At 64.4% G+C, this 19,341-nt stretch carries 8 protein-coding genes and 2 pseudogenes; 4 read left to right on the top strand and 6 right to left on the bottom strand.

The genetic code is table 11. The annotated features are described in order from the left end of the window. Positions 1–215: isocitrate/isopropylmalate family dehydrogenase (locus AWB83_RS34730; protein ID WP_244197994.1), on the bottom strand; the 215-nt coding region annotated here is incomplete at its 3' end. A gap of 132 nt (positions 216–347) precedes the next feature. On the opposite strand from AWB83_RS34730, the gene AWB83_RS34725 reads away from it, so the two are divergent. From AWB83_RS34725 to AWB83_RS34710, 4 genes are all read left to right on the top strand, one after another. Next, positions 348–1,238, top strand: a complete 891-nt coding sequence (locus AWB83_RS34725) for an alpha/beta fold hydrolase (protein WP_087050123.1) — start codon at positions 348–350, stop codon at positions 1,236–1,238. Positions 1,239–1,413: 175 nt separating this feature from the next. Beyond that, positions 1,414–7,236 (top strand): excinuclease ABC subunit UvrA, encoded by a 5,823-nt coding sequence (gene uvrA / locus AWB83_RS34720; RefSeq protein WP_087050122.1) that lies wholly within the window; start codon positions 1,414–1,416, stop codon positions 7,234–7,236. Then, positions 7,233–7,667 (top strand): ACT domain-containing protein, encoded by a 435-nt coding sequence (locus AWB83_RS34715; protein ID WP_087050121.1) that lies wholly within the window; start codon positions 7,233–7,235, stop codon positions 7,665–7,667. The genes uvrA and AWB83_RS34715 overlap by 4 nt, the downstream gene beginning before the upstream one ends. An 11-nt stretch (positions 7,668–7,678) precedes the next feature. Beyond that, complete coding sequence (locus tag AWB83_RS34710) at positions 7,679–8,959, top strand: DUF445 domain-containing protein (RefSeq protein ID WP_087050120.1); 1,281 nt, start codon at positions 7,679–7,681, stop codon at positions 8,957–8,959. Between the two features lie 98 nt (positions 8,960–9,057). Here the strand turns inward: AWB83_RS34710 and AWB83_RS34705 are convergent, their stop codons facing one another. The 5 genes and pseudogenes from AWB83_RS34705 to AWB83_RS34680 all read right to left on the bottom strand — a co-directional run. Beyond that, complete coding sequence (locus AWB83_RS34705; protein WP_208636841.1) at positions 9,058–9,369, bottom strand: hypothetical protein; 312 nt, start codon at positions 9,367–9,369, stop codon at positions 9,058–9,060. A gap of 23 nt (positions 9,370–9,392) precedes the next feature. After that, a complete protein-coding gene (locus AWB83_RS34700; RefSeq protein WP_087050119.1) occupies positions 9,393–9,857 on the bottom strand; it encodes a hypothetical protein in 465 nt (154 codons plus the stop codon). 1,095 nt (positions 9,858–10,952) lie between these two features. Next, positions 10,953–11,381 (bottom strand): annotated as a pseudogene (locus tag AWB83_RS37865) (hemagglutinin repeat-containing protein); the annotation flags it as partial. A 534-nt stretch (positions 11,382–11,915) separates the two neighbouring features. Continuing rightward, entirely contained in the window at positions 11,916–12,263 is a 348-nt protein-coding gene (locus AWB83_RS34685) for an immunity 8 family protein (protein ID WP_087050117.1), read from the bottom strand. Between the two features lie 880 nt (positions 12,264–13,143). Then, positions 13,144–19,341 (bottom strand): annotated as a pseudogene (locus AWB83_RS34680) (hemagglutinin repeat-containing protein); the annotation flags it as partial.

Genomic DNA, 19,341 nt, shown 5'->3' with positions numbered 1-19,341 from the left:
GCATCGGCATCCTGGATCTGCGTCTTCCAGTCGTCGGGCATCATCTGGCCGTGCTGCGCGTAGTAGTCGCAGCTCGCCCAGTCGATATGCCGATACTCCAGCGCGATGCCGAAGCGCTTGCCGACGGCGTCGAGCGCGCGCAATGCTTCGGGCATCACTTCCTTGCCGATGCCGTCGCCGGGAATCACGGCGATGCGGTATGCGTTGCGGGTCATGCGGGTCTCCTGTCAGTGCTGGGAACGCGAATGGAAGGGCGATTATTTCATCGATCGGCGTGCCGAGCGCGCGTTTCCCTTGATCGCTAGAATGACTTTTCCCCTTTGCGGTCCCAGACAAGGAGTCTCGCCATGCTTGACTTCGGACGCCCCGCGCGCACGCCGACGCTCGATATCGCCTATGCCGATTCCGGTCCCGCCGACGGCCCCATCGTGATCCTGCTGCACGGCTGGCCCGATGCGGCGCGCGCGTGGAACGCGGTGGCCGCGCGCCTGAACGCGGCGGGCTATCGCACCATCGTGCCCGAATTACGCGGCGCGGGCGGCACGCGCTTTCTGGCGGCCGATACCGTGCGCGACGGCTCGGGCGTCGCGCTCGCGAAAGACGCCGTCGATCTCGCGGATGCGCTCGGCATCGCGCGGTTCGATGTCGTCGGCCACGACTGGGGCGCGCGCGCCGCGTACACGATTTCCGCGTTGTTCCCCGGGCGCGTGCGCCGCATGGCCGCGCTCGCGCTCGCGTATCAGCCGCGCGGCGTGTTCAGGTTGCCCGATTTCTCGCAGGCGCGGCGCTTCTGGTACCAGTGGTTCATGTCGCTCGACGGCGGCCCGGACGCCGTCGCGGCCGATCCCAAAGGCTTCGCCCGCATTCAGTGGGACACGTGGTCTCCGCCCGGCTGGTTCGACGAGGCCGAGTTCGCGGCGACGGCGCGCGCCTTCGACAATCCCGACTGGGTGCCGATCACGCTCAACGCCTATCGGCGGCGCTGGCGCGGCGATCAGCCGTCCGATCCGGCGCTCGCGGAACTCTACGCGCGGCTTGCGACGATCGAGCGCATCGGCGTGCCCGCGCTGATGATCCAGGGCGGCGCGGATTCGTGCGACGAACCGGCGAGCTCGGAAGGGCAGGAAGGGTATTTCACCGCGGGATACCGGCGCGTCGTGATCGAGGGCGCGGGGCATTTTCCGCTGCGCGAGGCGCCGGACGCCGTCGCGGACGCGGTCATCGCGCATCTGGCCTGAAGGCGGATCAGGCGAGCGCCTTGCGAAGCGAAAGCGGACATTGCTGACACGTTTGGCGACAAACACTGTATGCGTGTACAGTACTGTTCGCTGCGGCGGCCGCGCGCTTCCGAACACTCGCGTGACGCCGCCCACGGCCCTGAAGGCCACCCAACTCATTGAACCGGTTGAAAAATTGGCATCGAACAACGCAATCCGCATTCGCGGCGCACGTCAGCACAACCTGAAGAATCTCGACCTCGACCTGCACACCGGCCAGATGACGGTCGTGACCGGCCCGTCCGGTTCCGGCAAGTCGAGTCTCGTGTTCGATACGCTGTACGCGGAGGGCCAGCGCCGCTACGTCGAAACCTTCAGCGCGTATGCGCGCCAGTTTCTCGACCGGATGGACCGCCCGCAGGTCGATCGCGTGGACGGCGTGCCGCCCGCCATCGCCATCGACCAGACGAACCCGGTGCGCAGCTCGCGCTCGACCGTCGGCACGATGACCGAGCTGAACGACCATCTGAAGCTGTTCTACGCGCGCGCCGCCGAGCTCTTCGACAGGAAGACCTCGCACCGCGTGCGCCACGACACGCCCGAGACGATCTACGCCGAACTGCTCGAACGCACGCGCGCCGACGATCCGCGTCTCGCGATCACGTTTCCCGTCGAGTTGCCCGATACCGCGAGCGACGAGGAAGTCGCGCAATGGCTTTCCGCGAGCGGCTACACGCGCGTGCAGGCGAAGCGCCACGTGCGGACGGAATCCGGCGCGCGACAGATGCTCGATGTCGTCGCGGACCGTTTCCGCCTGCAGAACACGGAGCGCGCGCGCGCGCTGGAGGCGATCGAAAGCGCCTTGCTGCGCGGCACCGGGCGCGTGGACGTGTATGTGCTGAAGGACGAGGGCGAGCCGGAAATCTGGCGCTTTTCCACTGGTCTGCATAGCCCGGAAAGCGACTTGCGCTACGCGGACCCGCAGCCCGCGCTGTTCTCCTTCAATTCCGCCTACGGCGCGTGCGAGACCTGCCGGGGCTTCGGGCGCGTGATCGGCGTCGATTACGGCCTCGTCATTCCCGACGAGAAGAAGACGCTGCGCGAAGGCGCCGTCAAGACGCTGCAGACGCCCGCATGGAAAGAGAATCAGGACGATCTCGTGCGCTATGGCGCGAAGGCGGGCATTCGTCTCGGCGTGCCCTGGAGCGAGCTCACGCAACAGGAGCGCGACTGGGTCATCAAGGGCTCGCCGGACTGGACGGGCAAATGGCAGAACCAGTGGTACGGCGTGCAGCGCTTCTTCGACTATCTGGAGTCGAAGGCGTACAAGATGCATATCCGCGTGCTGCTGTCGAAATATCGCAGCTACACGACCTGCCCGGTTTGCGCGGGCGCGCGTCTGAAGACCGAATCGCTGCTGTGGCGTCTCGGCACGAAGGAGCAGGCCGATGCGGTGCTTTCGCCGTCGGACCGCTTCATGCCCAACGGAGTCGACTGGACGCGCGCGCAGCTCGAAGCGTTGCCGGGCCTGACCGTGCACGATCTGATGCTGATGCCGATCGAGCGCATCCGCCGCTTCTTCGATTCGCTGACGCTGCCGTCGACCTTGCTCGACGAAGCGCTCAAGCTGCTGCACGCGGAAGTGCGCACGCGCCTCAAGTATCTCTGCGATGTCGGCCTGGGCTATCTCACGCTCGATCGCCAGAGCCGCACGCTTTCGGGCGGCGAAGTGCAGCGCATCAATCTGACGACCGCGCTCGGCACCTCGCTCGTCAACACGCTTTTCGTGCTCGATGAGCCGAGCATCGGCCTGCATCCGCGCGATCTGAACCGCATCGTCGAGGCGATGCATCGGCTGCGCGATGCGGGCAATACGCTCGTCGTCGTGGAGCACGATCCTTCGGTGATGCTCGCGGCGGACCGTCTCATCGACATGGGGCCGGGGCCGGGCGAGCGCGGCGGCCAGATCGTCTACGACGGCGCGCCCGACGAGATCCAGACGACCGACACGCTGACCGGCGCCTATCTCGGTGGCCGCAAGCACGTCGCGCATGCGTCGAACTGGAACCGCCGTGCCGTCGACGGCGAGACGCCGCGTCTCACGCTCGAAGGCGCGAGCGATCACAACCTTCAGGACGTCACGGTCGATATCCCGTTGCAGCGGCTCGTCTGCGTGACGGGGGTGTCGGGCTCGGGCAAATCGACGCTGATTCAGGACGTGCTCGCGCCCGCGCTGATGCGTCATTTCGGCAAGGCCACCGAAGCGCCCGGGGCGTTCCGCGCGCTCAAGGGCGCAGACCAGTTGAGCGACGTCGTGTTCGTCGATCAGTCGCCGATCGGCCGCACGGCGCGCTCGAATCCGGCGAGCTATGTCGGCGCGTTCGACGAAATCCGCAAGCTCTACGCCAAGGCGCCGCTCGCCCTGCAGCGCGGCTATGGCGCGAGCATGTTCAGCTTCAATTCGGGCGACGGCCGCTGCCCGACCTGCGGCGGCTCGGGCTTCGAGCACGTCGAGATGCAGTTTCTGAGCGACGTCTATCTGCGCTGCCCGGATTGCGACGGCCGGCGTTATCGCGCGGAGGTTCTCGAAGTGAAGATCGAGCGCGGCGGACGTCAGCTGAGCGTCGCGGATGTGCTCGAGCTGACGGTGAGCGAAGCCGTCGAGCTCTTCGCGAGCGATGCCGAAGTGCTGCGCGTCCTGCAGCCGATCGTCGATGTGGGCCTCGAATACGTGAAGCTCGGCCAGCCGGTGCCGACGCTCTCCGGCGGCGAAGCGCAGCGCCTGAAGCTCGCGGGCTTTCTCGCGGAGACCTCGCAGGCGAAGAAGGGCGGCGGGCAGGAACGCCGCCTCTTCATGTTCGACGAGCCGACCACGGGCCTGCATTTCGACGACATCGCCAAGCTGATGCAGGCGTTGCGCCGCCTGCTGGAGCGCGGCCATTCGCTGATCGTGATCGAGCACAATCTCGACGTGATCCGCGCGGCGGACTGGATCATCGATCTCGGTCCCGAAGGCGGCGACGGCGGCGGCCAGGTGGTGTGCGTCGGCACGCCGGATGACGTGGCCGCGTGCGAGCAGTCGCATACGGGCCGCGCCTTGCTGGAATACGAGGAAGCGATGGCGCCGGGCGCCGCCGAAAAGCGCACCGGCGTGCCTTTGCAACTCGCGGCGGAAGTGGCGAGCGCGCGCCGGGCGCTGCAGGGCGAGGACGTCGTGCGCATCGTCAACGCGCGCGAGCACAACCTGAAGTCGCTCGACGTCGATATCCCGCACAACAAGTTCAACGTGGTGACGGGCGTGTCGGGCTCGGGCAAATCGACGCTCGCGTTCGACATCCTCTTTCACGAAGGCCAGCGCCGTTATCTCGAATCGCTCAACGCGTATGCGCGCTCCATCGTGCAGCCGGCGGGCCGTCCCGAAGTCGATGCCGTCTATGGCATTCCGCCGACCGTCGCGATCGAGCAGCGGCTGTCGCGCGGCGGACGCAAGTCGACGGTCGCGACCACGTCGGAAGTCTGGCATTTCCTGCGTCTGCTGTATGTGAAGCTCGGCCTCCAGCACTGCATCCACGACGGCACGCCGGTCCAGGCGCAAAGCTCCGAATCGATCGCCGCGCAGATCATGCGTGACTTCAAGGGTCAGCATGTCGGTTTGCTGGCGCCGCTCGTCGTGAATCGCAAGGGCGTCTACACCGATCTCGCGAAATGGGCGAAGGCGCGCGGCAATACGCATCTGCGCGTCGACGGCGAATTCCTGCCGGTGAGTCCGTGGCCGAAGCTCGATCGCTTCCGCGAGCATACGATCGAGCTGCCCGTCGCCGATCTCGTCGTCTCCGCCGACAACGAAGCGGACCTGCGCAGCCTGCTCGACGAGACGCTCGAAATCGGCAAGGGCGTGATGCATCTGATCGCGCCGCTCGACGACTTGCACGGCTCGTGGGGCAACGGCAAGCGCCGCGGCGCGGAAGAGACCCGCGTGTTCTCGACGAAGCGCGCGTGCCCGGTGTGCGGCACGAGCTATCCCGAGCTCGATCCGCGCATGTTCTCCTACAACAGCAAGCACGGCTGGTGCAATACGTGCGTCGGCACGGGCGTGAAGCTCACGCGCGAGCAGCGCGCCGCGTTCGACGACACGCTGTTCGCGCAGGACGAACGCGGGCGCGAGCAGAGCATCGGATCGGTGGATCAGGAGCCGGACGATATCGTCGACCAGCCGTGCCCGGATTGCGAAGGGACGCGCCTGAACGATGTCGCGCGTGCGGTCACGTTCGGCAATTATCCGATCACGGAAGTCGGTCGCTGGACGGTCAGCGATACGCGCGAGTGGATCTCGAAGCTGAAGCTCAAGGGCCGCGATGCGGATATCGCGCGCGACGTCGTCAGCGAGATCGAAGGGCGTTTGCAGTTTCTGGAGGAAGTCGGTCTCGGCTATCTGAGCCTCGATCGCGCCGCGCCGACGCTTTCCGGTGGCGAAGCCCAGCGCATTCGCCTCGCCGCGCAACTGGGCAGCAACTTGCAGGGCGTGTGCTACGTGCTCGACGAGCCGACGATCGGTCTGCATCCGCGCGACAACCTGATCCTCCTGAGCGCGCTCAAGAAGCTGAACGACAAGGGCAACACGCTCGTCGTCGTCGAGCATGACGAGGACACGATTCGCCGCGCGGATCACATCATCGATATCGGGCCGGGTGCGGGCAAGCGCGGCGGCACGGTGGTGGCTCAAGGCAACGTGACGGACCTCGCGGCGCACAAGGCATCGCTGACCGGCCAGTTTCTCGCCAATCCGATCGTTCATCCGCTGCAGGCGCGCCGCGAAGTGCGCGCCGCGACGGCGAAACGGCCCGCCGTGCCGGAGCAGTGGCTCACGGTCGAAGGCGCGACGCTGCACAACCTGCGCAACGTGACGGCGAGCGTGCCGTTGAATCGCCTCGTCGCGATCACGGGCGTGTCCGGCTCGGGCAAGTCGACGCTCGCGCGCGACGTGCTGATGACCAACCTGCTCGATGCCGTGGGCCGCTCGGTGCTGTCGTCGCCGGCGGTGCGGCGCGCGCGCAAGGCGGCGCAAGCCGATGCACCCGCGACGAAATCACGCGCCAGCGTCCTCGCGCGCGAGACGCCGCGGCCGAAGTTCAACGTCACGCACGCGTGGCAGGGCTGTGCGGGCATCACCGGCTTCGAGGCGATCGACCGCGTGCTCGAAGTCGATCAGACGCCGATCGGCAAGACGCCGCGCTCGTGCCCGGCGACCTACATCGGCATGTGGGATACCATCCGCAAGCTGTTTGCCGATACGCTCGAAGCGCGCGCGCGTGGCTACACGCCGTCGCGTTTCTCATTCAACACGGGCGAAGGGCGCTGCCCGGCATGCGAAGGCCAGGGCGTGCGCACCATCGCGATGAGCTTCCTGCCGGACGTGAAAGTGCCGTGCGACGTGTGCCACGGCCAGCGCTTCAATCCCGAGACGCTCGCGGTGACGTGGCGCGGCAAGAACATCGGCGAAGTACTGACGATGGAGATCGACGAGGCCGCCGAGTTCTTCTCGTCGATGCAGAGCATCGCGCATCCGCTGCAACTGCTGCGCGATGTCGGTCTTGGCTATCTGACGCTCGGCCAGCCGTCGCCGACGCTCTCGGGCGGCGAGGCGCAGCGCATCAAGCTCGTGACGGAGCTGTCGAAAGTCCGCGACGACATCACGCGGCGCGGCCAGAGGCCGCCGCACACGCTCTACGTGCTCGACGAGCCGACGGTCGGCCTGCATATGGCGGACGTGGCGAAGCTGATTCGCGTGCTGCATCGGCTGGTGGATGGCGGGCATAGCGTGATCGTCATCGAGCACGATCTCGACGTGATCGCCGAAGCCGACTGGGTGCTCGATCTCGGGCCGGAAGGCGGCGTGAACGGCGGCACGATCGTCGCGGCGGCGGACCCGGACACGCTCGCGACGCATCCGCGCAGCCACACGGGCGCGGCGCTGCGGCCGGTGCTTGGCAGGACGCGCCCGGCGGAGGATGCGGCATGACTTCGACGAAAGCCATTTCCGATCTCGACACGCTGCTCGTGTCGATGCAGCCCGAACTGCAACCGGGCGTGTACGTGTTTGCGGCGCTGCCGCACGATGCAGCGGCGAGCGGCGCGGGCATCGTCGCGACGGTTCGCGAGCGCGAGGGCCTGACAGTCGTGATGGAAGAGGGCGTGGCGCGGGCGGCAGGCATCGAACCGCTCTTTCGCGCGGCGTGGATCACGCTGACCGTGCATTCGGACCTGAACGCGGTCGGTTTGACGGCGGCGTTCGCGCGGGCGCTCGGCGAGGCGAACATCAGTTGCAATGTGATTGCGGCGGCGTATCACGATCACATCTTCGTGCCGGTGGACGATGCAGCGCGCGCGATGGGCGCGCTGTTCGATTTGCAACGGCGTGCTGGTATGCTGGCGACCTCTTCGAAACCATGAATGCAAGATAGATGGAAACGCAGGACAAAGCCGTCGCGCTGAAAAGAATGAAATGGTTCGCCGCCGCGCTGCTCGTCGCGGCAGGCGCGTTGTTCGCGCTCGCGAAAAGCCGGCACGATGCGGGCGCCTGGGCGTGGGTATCGTCGTTTGCGGAAGCTGCGATGGTCGGCGCGCTCGCGGACTGGTTCGCGGTGGTCGCGCTGTTTCGGCATCCGCTCGGCGTGCCGATTCCGCACACGGCGATTCTGCCCGCGAACAAGGCGCGCGTCGCGGACAACCTGGCGGTGTTCGTCCGCGACCGCTTTCTCGGCACGGATGCGCTGGTCGCGCGCGTGAACGCGTTCGATCCGGCGAGCCGTCTGTCGATGTGGCTCGCCGAGCCGAAAAATGCCGAGTTGCTCGGCAAGAAGGCGGTGACGGCGGTGGGCCAGCTGCTGTCCTTCGTCGACGACGAGCGCGTCAAGTCGATGCTTTACGAGACGTTGCGCCGCCGCGCGGAGTCGTTCGATCTGGCGGGCGCGGCGGGTAGCGTGCTGTCGACGCTGACGTCGGACCGGCGTCATCAACTGCTGCTCGACGAAGGTTTGAAGCAGATGGCGGCCTGGCTCGACAAGCCCGAGGTGCAGGAGATGCTTGCGGCGCGCATTGTCGCGGTGGCGGGCGAGGAGTATCCGAAGCTCATCGGCATGCTCGGTTTCGTCGGACTGAACGCCGATGAGCTTGGCAGCAAGTTCGCGGCCGGATTGGTGCGCGGCGCGAACCAGTGGCTGCACGATGTGAGCAGCGATCCCGCGCATGAGCGCCGCAAGGCCTTCGATGCGGCGGTGGAGCGCTTCGTCGAGCGGCTGAAGACTGATCCGGCGTTCAAGGCGCGCATCGACGAGCACAAGCGCGAATGGCTCGACCGGCCGGAATTGCGCGGCTACGTGAGCGGCTTGTGGGACGAGTTCATTGCGTGGCTCGATGCGGATATCAGGCGGCCTGATTCGGCATTGCACGCGAAGGTGTCGGCTGTCGCCGGGAGTTTTGCCGAGGCCCTCGGCAGCGATCCGGCTTTGCGCGATTCGATCAACGAGCATATGCGCGATGCGTTGAAGGCGTTGGCGCCGGAGTTGCGCGATGGCATCGCGAAGCATATTGCGGCTACTGTCAAGCAGTGGGATGACGCGACTCTCGTGAGGGATGTCGAGCTCAATATCGGGCGGGATTTGCAGTTCATTCGCGTGAATGGGACGCTGGTTGGTGGTGCGGTGGGGATTTTGATTCACGCGGTGACGGTGTGGGTGGGGTGAGGGGTTTTTGCTCGTTCGGTTTGGGCTTCGAAGTCCCCCGCTGAGCAGGCGGGGTAAAGTCGAGACTAAGCTTGTTCAATCGCATCATCAAGAGCCGATCATGCGCGCCCGGTCTCGTCAGGGAGTGTCGCTGGGACGTCGAGCGTGAAGGCGTCGATACGAAAGCACGGCTGCTCTTGCGGGAGCATCGGTAATTCGCCCTCGCTTGGAAGCGTCGAGCGCACGGCGGGCGCTTGCACGGTGGCCGCGCGTTGCTCGGCGTCGCGCTGCTGTTGTACCTGTTGATCCTGTTGCGCGTTGGCGCGTGCGGCGGCTGCTTCGTCGGCGGGCGTCGGCGCGTGTTGCGCGTGAACTGTGAGCGATGTTAGGGCCGCTAACGGAAAAACCAATAATCTTTCTCTTCTTGTCATGCACTTACTCGTTCAATCGCGCTTCAGACGGACGCATCCCGCTCGTCAGAAAACTTTCCAATCGTGATGAATACCTCGTCGGAATCCTCCTCCAGAATGACGTTAGCTCTAGCTGTTTCGTTTGGAAACGCTTGGCCGATGCGCTCATCCCACACGCCCGCGATGAATGCTGCCAGTATCTTCGCGTTGTCGAACGAGATCCCTTGCAGGATGTCAGTTAGTTCAACCATGTTCACCCATGCCTGTGCTTCCTCCGGACACATTCCGTTACGCCGATACTCTTGATATTTCGCCTCGTCAAACCAGTCAACAATGACGATGACGCCATCGAATATAGCCATTTGCGGAGCGAACAAATGCCCCATGCAAAGAGCAAAATCTTGGGGCAAGGCGACGTTTGCAGAGACGGCATGAATGAAGTCTAAAGCGGAGAACTTACCGTTGTTTGCTTTGACGAATTCGTCGTACTTCCAATTTTCTACAGTCATTTTGCTTTACCTGTCGGTATTTCGTCCTGTCTCGCCGGTCGAACCACGCCTTTTCCTATAAAGACAGTTCCATCCGGAGCCACGATATTGCAATGAGGTTCCGTCACCGTTGAATGTGGTGTACTGCCCGTCCGGTCCGGAGCGTTCAACGATTGTATGCGGAAGACCTTCTGCCTCAGGTAACGGGGCCGGCGGCTTACTCCGCGATTTGCCGCCAGTAAGCGCTCCGACCGGTAGCTGTACCGTAGCCGCGCCTGTGTTCGCAGCCTGCGCTGACTTCTGACCGAGCATCGCCCGTTCTTTGTCAAGTAGCTGCCGGAGTTCCTTCGCTTCCTTTGCGGCTTCGCTTTACTTCTTGTCGTTGAATTGGTTGTACAGGTTCACGTTCGACGCTGAGGCCGCGCCTGCCGTGCCGCCAATAATACCGCCGCCCAGCGCATTGACGGCATTGCCCGCGATGTTCCCGGCGAACTGCGAGCCGGTCGCGCCAGCGATCGCGTCGGCAAGTTGAGCGGTCTGGTTTGCCAGCGCTGCGGACATTCCCGCGCCCGCAGCACCTTGGGCAGCGCTGCCAATCCCGCCGCCGCCCAGACCGCCAATCAGGCCACCGCCCGCAGTGTGAAGGGCTGTTCTCGCACTGCCGCCCTCAGACCTCAAATCCGCCGTATTGACGTAGCTCTGCATTGCGTCGAGGTCGCCGCGCTCGTAGGCTGCCTTCGCGTCCTTGATCGCGCCGTCTCGCTTCGCGTCCGCGATCGCGCCTATCTGCGTCGAAGCCGCTTCGCCCGCCGCGCTCGCGGCGTTCATCATGTCGCCTTGCTTGTCGAGGACGTGATTGATATCGGGAAGCTTCGACACGGTTCCATTCGTGTTCGACGTGTCGCGGCTCAGGCTGGCGACGTCCTGCGTCTGATGGTCCTGGTCCTTGACATTGATCGTGCCCGCGCTGATCGCACTGCGTGTCGTCGCGCTCTCGCTGCCGCTGTCGCTCTGCGAAAGCATCGGCACTAAGCCGCCCGCATTGCCGACCGAGGTCGTCCCGGTACCACTTGCGGGCGCACCGATCGAGCCGCCCGCGCTAAAGCCGCTGCTGCTCGCGTTGTAGCTCGATGCGTTAGTGATATCGCTGAACGTCAGCGTTCCCGTGTTGAGCGTGTTCTTGCTCGCATCGGCGTCGCTCGCGATGACCGCGCCCTTGAGGTCGGTATTGCCTTGAACGTTGATGCTGAAGCCACCCGCGCCCGCATGGATGCCTGATTGCCCACCGACGCCCGCATAGCCGCCGTTTGCGTTGCCGTGCTGATCGCTATAGTTCGCGCCGCCGCCCGCCTGACTGATGCTGAAGCCGCCGCCCGAGCCTTGCTGATGCGCCATACTGGTTTGCGTATCCTGCACGCTCGCGATGTTCAGATTGCCGCCGATGTCGGCGTTGACCTGCCGGGCGTTCACGTTCGCGCCGATGATGTTCGTGTCGCCGCCCGAGGCGATCGTCGCGCCGTTGGCCGCGTTGATGCGCGTCTCGTTGATGACGTCACGCCCCGCCTTCACGACGACATCGCCGCCGCCGATGCGTCCGCTCACGTTGCGCACGTCCTGCACGGCGACGACTGCCGTCGTGCCGCCGCTGCCGATGATCCCGCCGTTGACGATGTTGTTGCCGATGATCGTCGTCGCGAGGTCGCTCTTCACATGCCCGCCGTTGTTCACGTCGCCGCTGGCGTTCAGGTTCACGACATTACCCGCCACCAGTGCGCCGCTATGCGTCAGATCGACGGCGTTCACGCGTGCCAGATACACCGTCGGCACCAGCAATCCGAGCGATACATCAAGATTCAAGAAGCCGAGCGCGAACGGCCTTATTCGCTGCGACCAAGTAAGATGCCGCCGCCGCTTTATCCGTGGTTCAAGCTCGCCGGACGATGGCTCGAACAGGCAGGCTTCGAAGCTTGACAGAGCGCCAGAGTTCACGTCGAACACGGCAAGCTCGTCATCACGCCCGCTTGAATGACTCCACATACAACAAACCCAGCGCGAAGCTGGGTTTGTTGTTTTTTCGCATCAGGGTTGGTAGTCTTCAAACTCCCATGCGAACACCTTGGAGAGCTTGTTCGCAATTGCCTGCCAGTCGTTTCCGTCGCATTCAGCAACGTAATCGCGAATACGTTGCTCTATACTCGACCAACTGAACTCCCGAACAATGAGTAAATGACGTCCCCAACGCGGTTCGAACGTAGTTTGCTCCAACCACTGCGGCGTGCAAACACAAACCTCGAAATCGTCTGCGCCTGAAGTCTCCGACAGCCCAATGCGAATTCGCAAAGTCAGATAAAAACAAGATGGGTTCTCCGGAGCAAATGTCTTCGGATCGAACTCGTCGTTTGAGATTGCTTTCACAACTGCATACATCTGTAATTCCTCACTTGCTCACATTCAGATGGCCATTGCCCGTTTTGATTCGCTGCCCGGTTACTGGATTAACCGTGTAGGTTTCGAAGTTCGCTTGTACGCCTGTTGTCGCAAACTGCGAATCCTTTTCACTTGGCATACGGTAAACGCGCGTTCCATCCGAACTAATCCAACCAGTCCCATCAGTGGTCATTTTTGCACCATCTCCGACCCAGGTTTTCCCAAGCTGATCAGCTTCCGCCGCCGTACCAATACCAATATTGAAGTTGATATTCTTTGAGCCACTGCCATTCACGGCAGCAGCCAATCTTGGATCTTGGGCAGTGATATTCGCCAGGTTCTCACCGGCGAGTTGTCCTTTCAATCCGCCATAGGTCGCTGCGTTGGCCGTCCCACCCGACGTTGCCGTCTTCCCGCCCAGCGCCCCAACCGGCGGTCGAACTGTCGCAGTACCTATATCCGCCGTCTGCACTGGCTTCTGACCGAGCATAGCCCGCTCTTTATCCAGTATCTTGCGAAGCTCCTGTGTCTCCTTCTTCTCCTCGCTGTCTTTCTTGTCGTTCCACTGGTTGTACAGATTCACGTTCGACGCGGCCTCCGCGCCAGTCGGACCTCCGATGATACCGCTGCCGATCACGTTGAGCGTATTGCCAGTGAACTTGCCGATCAACTCCGAACCCGTCCCGTCTGCGATCGTGTCCGCAATCCGCTTCGTCTGGTCCGCCAGGTACGCCGACATCCCTGCGCCCGCCGCACCCTGCGCCGCGCCTCCGATGCTTCCACCGCCCAAGCCGCCGATTAGCCCACCGCCCGCGACGTGCAGCGCAATTCTGTTGCTACTCGATTCGCTCCACGAATCGGCCACATCCAGATAGTTTTGCATCGCATCGAGATCGCCACGCTCGTAGGCGGCTTTCGCATCTGCGAGCGCGCCATCGCGCTTGCTGTCAGCCAACTGGCCGATGCCCTTTGCTACCGCTTCGCCCGCCGCGCTCGCGGCGTTCATCACGTCGCCTTGCTTATCGAGGACGTGATTGATATCGGGCAGCTTCGAGACCGTGCCGTTCGCGTTCGACGTGTCACGGCTCAGGCTGGCGACGTCCTGCGTCTGATGGTCCTTGTCCTTGACATTGATCGTGCCCGCGCTGATCGCGCTTCGCGTCGTCGCGCTCTCGCTGCCGCTGTCGCTCTGCGAAAGCATCGGCACTAAGCCGCCCGCATTGCCGACCGAGGTCGTCCCGGTACCACTTGCGGGCGCACCGATCGAGCCGCCCGCGCTAAAGCCGCTACTGCTCGCGTTGTAGCTCGATGCGTTAGTGATATCGCTGAACGTCAGCGTTCCCGTGTTGAGCGTGTTCTTGCTCGCATCGGCGTCGCTCGCGATGACTGCACCCTTGAGGTCTGTATTGTCTTGAACGTTGATGCTGAAGCCACCAGCGCCCGCATGGATGCCTGATTGCTCATTCACGCCCGCATAGCTGCCGTTTGCGTTGCCGTGCTGATCGCTGTAGCTCGCGCCGCCGCCCACCTGACTGATGCTGAAGCCGCCGCCCGAGCTTTGCTGATGCGCCATACTGGTTTGCGTATCCTGCACGCTCGCGATGTTCAGATTGCCGCCGATGTCGGCGTTGACCCGCCGGGCGTTCACGTTCGCGCCGATGATGTTCGTGTCGCCGCCCGAGACGATCGTCGCGCCGTTGGCCGCGTTGATGTGCGTGTTGCGCTGCGCGGTCGTATCACTGGTCGCGTTGCCGCTCGACCGGGACTTGGACGCATCGACGCCGAAACCCTGCGTGCCATACGACACGCCGACGCTCGAACCGCTCGACTCACTCGCGTTGCGCGTGCTGTCCGTACTTGTCGCGCTGATGAGGTTGATCTGATTGGTCGCGGCCAGCACGGCGTCAGTCGCGCTCACGTTGGACCCGGCGATCGTCAGATTGCCGTTCGTCGCGGCGAACGCGGCGGTTCCACCCGCCTTGATGCTCGAACCGTCCGCGCTGGTCGTGTCCGCGGCATAGGTGCTCTTGCTGTGACTGCTGCCGACGCTCACCTCGATTTTCGCGTCGGGCCGTCCCTTCGCGACTGACTCGACTGCTGCCGCGCTGTTGCCCGCCGCCGCGATTGCGTGCAGGGCCGAGGCGCGGGAGTCCTCGCTACGACTTCCCGCGTGTGCCTGATCGTTTGCGGCGCGCACCTGATCGACCACGCCGCCCGCGACGCCGATCGAGATGCCGCGCTGTGTGACTTCATGCGTCTCGTCGTGATGCGCGGAGTTGGTCGCCGCGTCGATCGTGACATTTGCGCCCGTTCCGGTGATGTCCTTCGCCGCGATCAGGTCACTGCCGGTGACGTGCAAGTCGCCGCCCGCCGCGAGGCGAACGCTGCCATCCGTGCTGCCGATCAGGCTCGCATTGTTCGTGGCCGACGCGTCGTTATAGGTGTCTTTCTGCTCGCGCTTGCCGTAGCCGATCGACGCACCCGAACTCCCCAAGCCGGAATGCGTCTCTTCGTGATACTGGCTCGACTGGCTTGTGTCCTGCGACGTATTGATGGTGAGATTGTTTCCGGCCGCGAGCGTCACATCGTGCGTTGCCGCGACTGTCGAGCCGCTGATCGTCATATCGCGACCCGCCGCGCCGGTCACCGTGTCGCCCGAGATCGTCGAGCCGGTGGCGATCACATCATGCGCATTGCCCGTATCGGTGGTCGTGGTCTTCGAGAGCAAACCCGAGCTTGCCTTGTGTTCCCAATGCTGGGAGTCGTGCGTTTCGCTGACGCTGCCAACGTTGATGTCGCCCGTCGCGGCGAGCGCGACGCTGCCCTTATCCGCCGTGACGTTCGAGCCGAGGATCGCGAGGTTGCCGCTACCGTTCTGCCCCGCCGCGAGCGTCGCATTGCCGCCCGCGCGCACGCGCGAACCGTTGACCTGCTCGTCGTAGCTCGAACTGACGTGCTGTGCGTTCGAACCGCCCAGCGACTGCTCATAATGGCTTGCAGTGTCCTTCGACGCCGTGACCGTGAGATCGCCGCCCGCGATCATCGCCGCATTGCCGCCAGCTGCGATGGTCGCGCCGGTGAGCGTCGTATCGCGGCCCGAGCGCGTCGCGACGTTGCTGCCGGCGACGATCGCGCTGCCGAGTTGTTGGCTTATCTCGTCATGGCTGCCGTTCTGGCCGTCACGCGAATGCACTTCGCGGGAACGCGCGAACTCGGTCGTGCCGGCGTTGAGATCACGTCCCGCCGCGAGGCCCGCATTGCTGCCCGCCCGAATCGTCGCGCCCGAGAGGTTCACGTCGCGACCGGCGATCACCGCGACGTTGTTCGTCGCCGAGATCGTGCCCACCGCATCGACACCGGTTCCCGTCACGCGCCCTGTCACGCCGCTCGATGCGAAATCGCTCGACACACCATAGGTGCGCGTCTCGTTGATGACGTCACGCCCCGCCTGCACGACGACATCGCCGCCGCCGATGCGTCCGCTCACGTTGCGCACGTCCTGCACGGCGACGACCGCCGTCGTGCCGCCGCTGCCGATGATCCCGCCGTTGACGATGTTGTCGCCGATGATCGTCGTCGCGAGGTTGCTCGTCACATGCCCGCTGTTGTTCACGTCGCCGCTTGCGTTCAGGTTCACGACATTACCCGCGACCAACGCGCCGCTATGCGTCAGATCGACGGCGTTCACGCGTGCCAGATACACCGTCGGCACCAGCACCGTCTGATGCGAACCGTCCGGCAGGGTGACGTCCTGCGAAACGAGCCAAACCATATCGGTCGTAAGCTGCGCCATCTGCTCCGGGGTGAGCGCAATGCCGACCGCCAGGCCGAATTCCTTCGCATACACCGTGCCGTGGTTCATGAGCGCGATGTATTCGTCCATCGCATCGGTAAAGCCCGCGAGGAAGGTCCGCCCTGTCAGTTGCGTGATCTGGTTGCGAATCAGCGTCTGCTCGTACACGCCGTCGCCCAGGCGCTTGATGACCTTCTGCGGGTCGAGATCGAGCGCATTGAGCATGTAGTCGCTGCTGATGAACGTCGTATAGCTCGTCAGGCGCGGATCGGTGGCAATCAGATACGCCCCGTCCGGTGCGGTGTTGTACGTGTACAGGCCATTGACCGGCAGCCTCAGATTCGGAATGCCGCCTGTCGCACCGCCGACCGTCTGCGGCGCGCTCGTCTGGCCGCTCGCCGCTTGCGCCTGAGTGCCGGTGACGCCCGTATCCGCGCTCTGGCCGCTGGCGCTCGACGCCTGCTTGCCGTCGATGCTCTGCGCCTTGCCGCCTTGTCCCGCAATCGTCCCCGTTTGCGTGCCGTCCGCGCTGCCCCCGGTCACGCCCGCACCGATGACCGTCTGGCCTTGGCGATCCACCGAATTGATGCTGATGGTCGCGGCGTTGGTCTGCACCGTCGCGTTTGAGGTCGCAATAGCGGGCAGCGCATCGACGGTCGTTGTTGTCTGCGTGATCGCGTTCGGGATACCCGATATCTGGTCGGCGCTGCCGCCGGTCTTCTGGTGCCAGTAGTAGTCTGATTTCGATGTTTCGACGAGCGTCTCTTGCAGGACCGTTCCGCTATCGGTCACGCTGCCGCCGATCGCACGGCGCACGAGGTCGCCGCCCGCGGCCATCGTGGAGGCGACGTTCTCGACGCTGCCGCCATCTGCGTTGATGCGGATCGCGCCTTGTGCCTGAATCGTTGCCACAGTGCCCGCGCTGACGAGCTGGTCGGTCGTGCTCGTCGTCTGAACCGTGCGGCTCATTTCAACGTAGTCGTGGTTGTCGCTGCCCAATGACGTATCGACCTTTACCTGATCCGGGCGAATGTTTCTGGCCGGATCGAAATCCGGCCAGAACGTCACGGAGACTGTGCCATCGCCGTTGTCGGTCAGGCTTGAATAGTACTGTGTCGCATTGTTGGTAATGACGCGGGTCGATTCGGTCACGCCCGGTAACGGGCTGCCGGGGACATTGCCCATGCTCAAATAGGTATCTTCGAGCGGCGTTGTCAGCGAGAAGCTTTTCGCGTTGGCGTCTACGTTGATAACCTGATCTTTCGGCAACGTGACCGTGAGCGGCTGCGCCAGTCCTTGCACCGCCTGCGTGCCGATTGCGCCCGCCGTGAAGTTCCACTGTGGATAGCGCTCGGAGACGTAATTACCTAGCTGCATGTCACTGAGGCCCGCTGTCCAGATGTCGAGCGTCGTCGTGCCTGCATCCTGCGGCGTGCCCGCTTCGGTCACCATGCCGACGCGCTCGTTCTGCACCGTGCGCGCGGCAATGTCGATGTCGCCGTCCGCCTCGATGTTCGCGGCGCTATTGGTGAGCGTGTTGGTCTGGTGTGCGAGCATGCCGTCGGCGTCGCGCGTGCCATCCTTGGCAATTTCCAGATTGCCGACGCTATAGATCAGCGCGCCGTCGCGATTGGTGACGGAGTTGTCGGCGTAGAGATGGACGCTGTTCGCGCCTGCAATCGCCGCCGCCGCGCCCGCATTGTCGACATCGGTCGCTTTGATCGTGACGTTATTGCCGATCACGAGGCCGGTATTGGTGAAGGTCGCGCTGTTGGTCGTAACCGTATCGCCTTCGATGCGGCCTGCGTTGCTGATGGAGCTCGCCGCGTTGACACTGGTTTGCGCGGAGTTGATATCCGCGCCCGCCACGTTGATGACATCGCGACCGCTGACCGCGAGCGCGCCGCTGGCGGCGAGCGTGCCCGCGTTGGTGAGCGTGCCCGTGGCGGACAGGTTCATGTCGCCGTCGGCGTGCAGATTGTTCGCCGCGTCGTTGACGTAGTCGCCGTTGACCGTGAGCCCGAGATTGCGGCCCGCGATCATGTCGCCGTTGCCCGACACGACGCCGCTCGCGCTGATGTCGCGATTCGCGCGGATCGAGCCGTTCACGTTTGACAGCGCCGCCACATTCGCCGACACGTCGAGCCCGCCCAGAATCGCGCCGCCGTCGTTGATGACCACAGCCGTGGCCTGACCGACATTCAGCGCCGTGCCGCCGAAGAGCATCCCGCCCGCGTTGTTCACCGTCTGCGCGATGTTCAGGTTCCCGGCGCCGCCCGCGGCGAGGTTCGCCCCCGCGTCATTCTCGAGCGTCTGCGCGTTCACCGTCACGTCGCCATTGCCGCCGAGCGTGCCGCCTGAGTTCGTCACGTCCGAGGCGGTGAGCGTCGTCGCGCCATCGCCCGCATTGGTGAGCCTGCCGCGCGTGTTGTCGATACGCGCCGCCGTCACGTTCGCCGTGCCGTGCGCGCCGTTCGCGCTGATCGCGGCTTGGGTGTTGAGCAGCACGCCGCCTGCGTACGCCGAGAGGTCGCCCGCCGTCTGCACGGAGCCGCTCGCGTTGTCGATATCGCCCAGCGTTGAGAGGGTGAGGCCGTTGCCGCCGTAGAGCGAACCGTTACGATTGACGATGCCCGAGGTCCCGATGACTTGCGCGGCCTGCATCGCCAACAGCGTCCCCTTCGTGTTGTCGATACTCGCGCCAGTCGCGACGAGCGCGCCATTGGTATGCACGCTACCGCCCACGTTCGAGATTGCGCCGGTCGAATTTAGTGCAAGTGTGCCCGCGCCCGCGTGCTGGGTCGCGCCGCCGTCGTCGGTGATGCTTTGGCCTGTGACGTTCAGGTTGACCGCGTTCGATGCGATCGTGCCGCCCGTGTTATCGAGCGCACCGCCCGCGCTGATCGTCTGATTGTGTGCGCCATACTGGGCGAGCTTGCCGTCGCGGTTGAGCAGGTCGCCCGATGTCGAGACGGCGAGCGAGTCGCCCTCGATCGTGCCGCGCGTGTTGTCAATCGACTCAGCGGAAACGGTGGTTGCCGCACCCGACAGCGTGCCGCCCGCGTTATTGAAGGCGCCGGGTGTGGTCGCGGTCATCGCGCCGCCCGCCGTCATGCTGCCGGCGTGGTTGTCGATGCGCTGCGCCCGAATCGTGGCGCTGCCTGCCGCTGAAAGCTGCCCCTGATTCGAGAGCGTCGCGGCGCTCACGTCGAGCGAGCCATTGCTGCCGATCATGCCGCCCGCGCCGTTGTTGAGCGCATCGGCGGCGCTCACGCTCAAGCCGTC

The organism is Caballeronia ptereochthonis (genome assembly GCF_001545075.1).
GTDB classification, from domain to species: Bacteria; Pseudomonadota; Gammaproteobacteria; order Burkholderiales; family Burkholderiaceae; genus Caballeronia; species Caballeronia ptereochthonis.
This window is presented reverse-complemented; position numbering and strand designations above follow the sequence as displayed.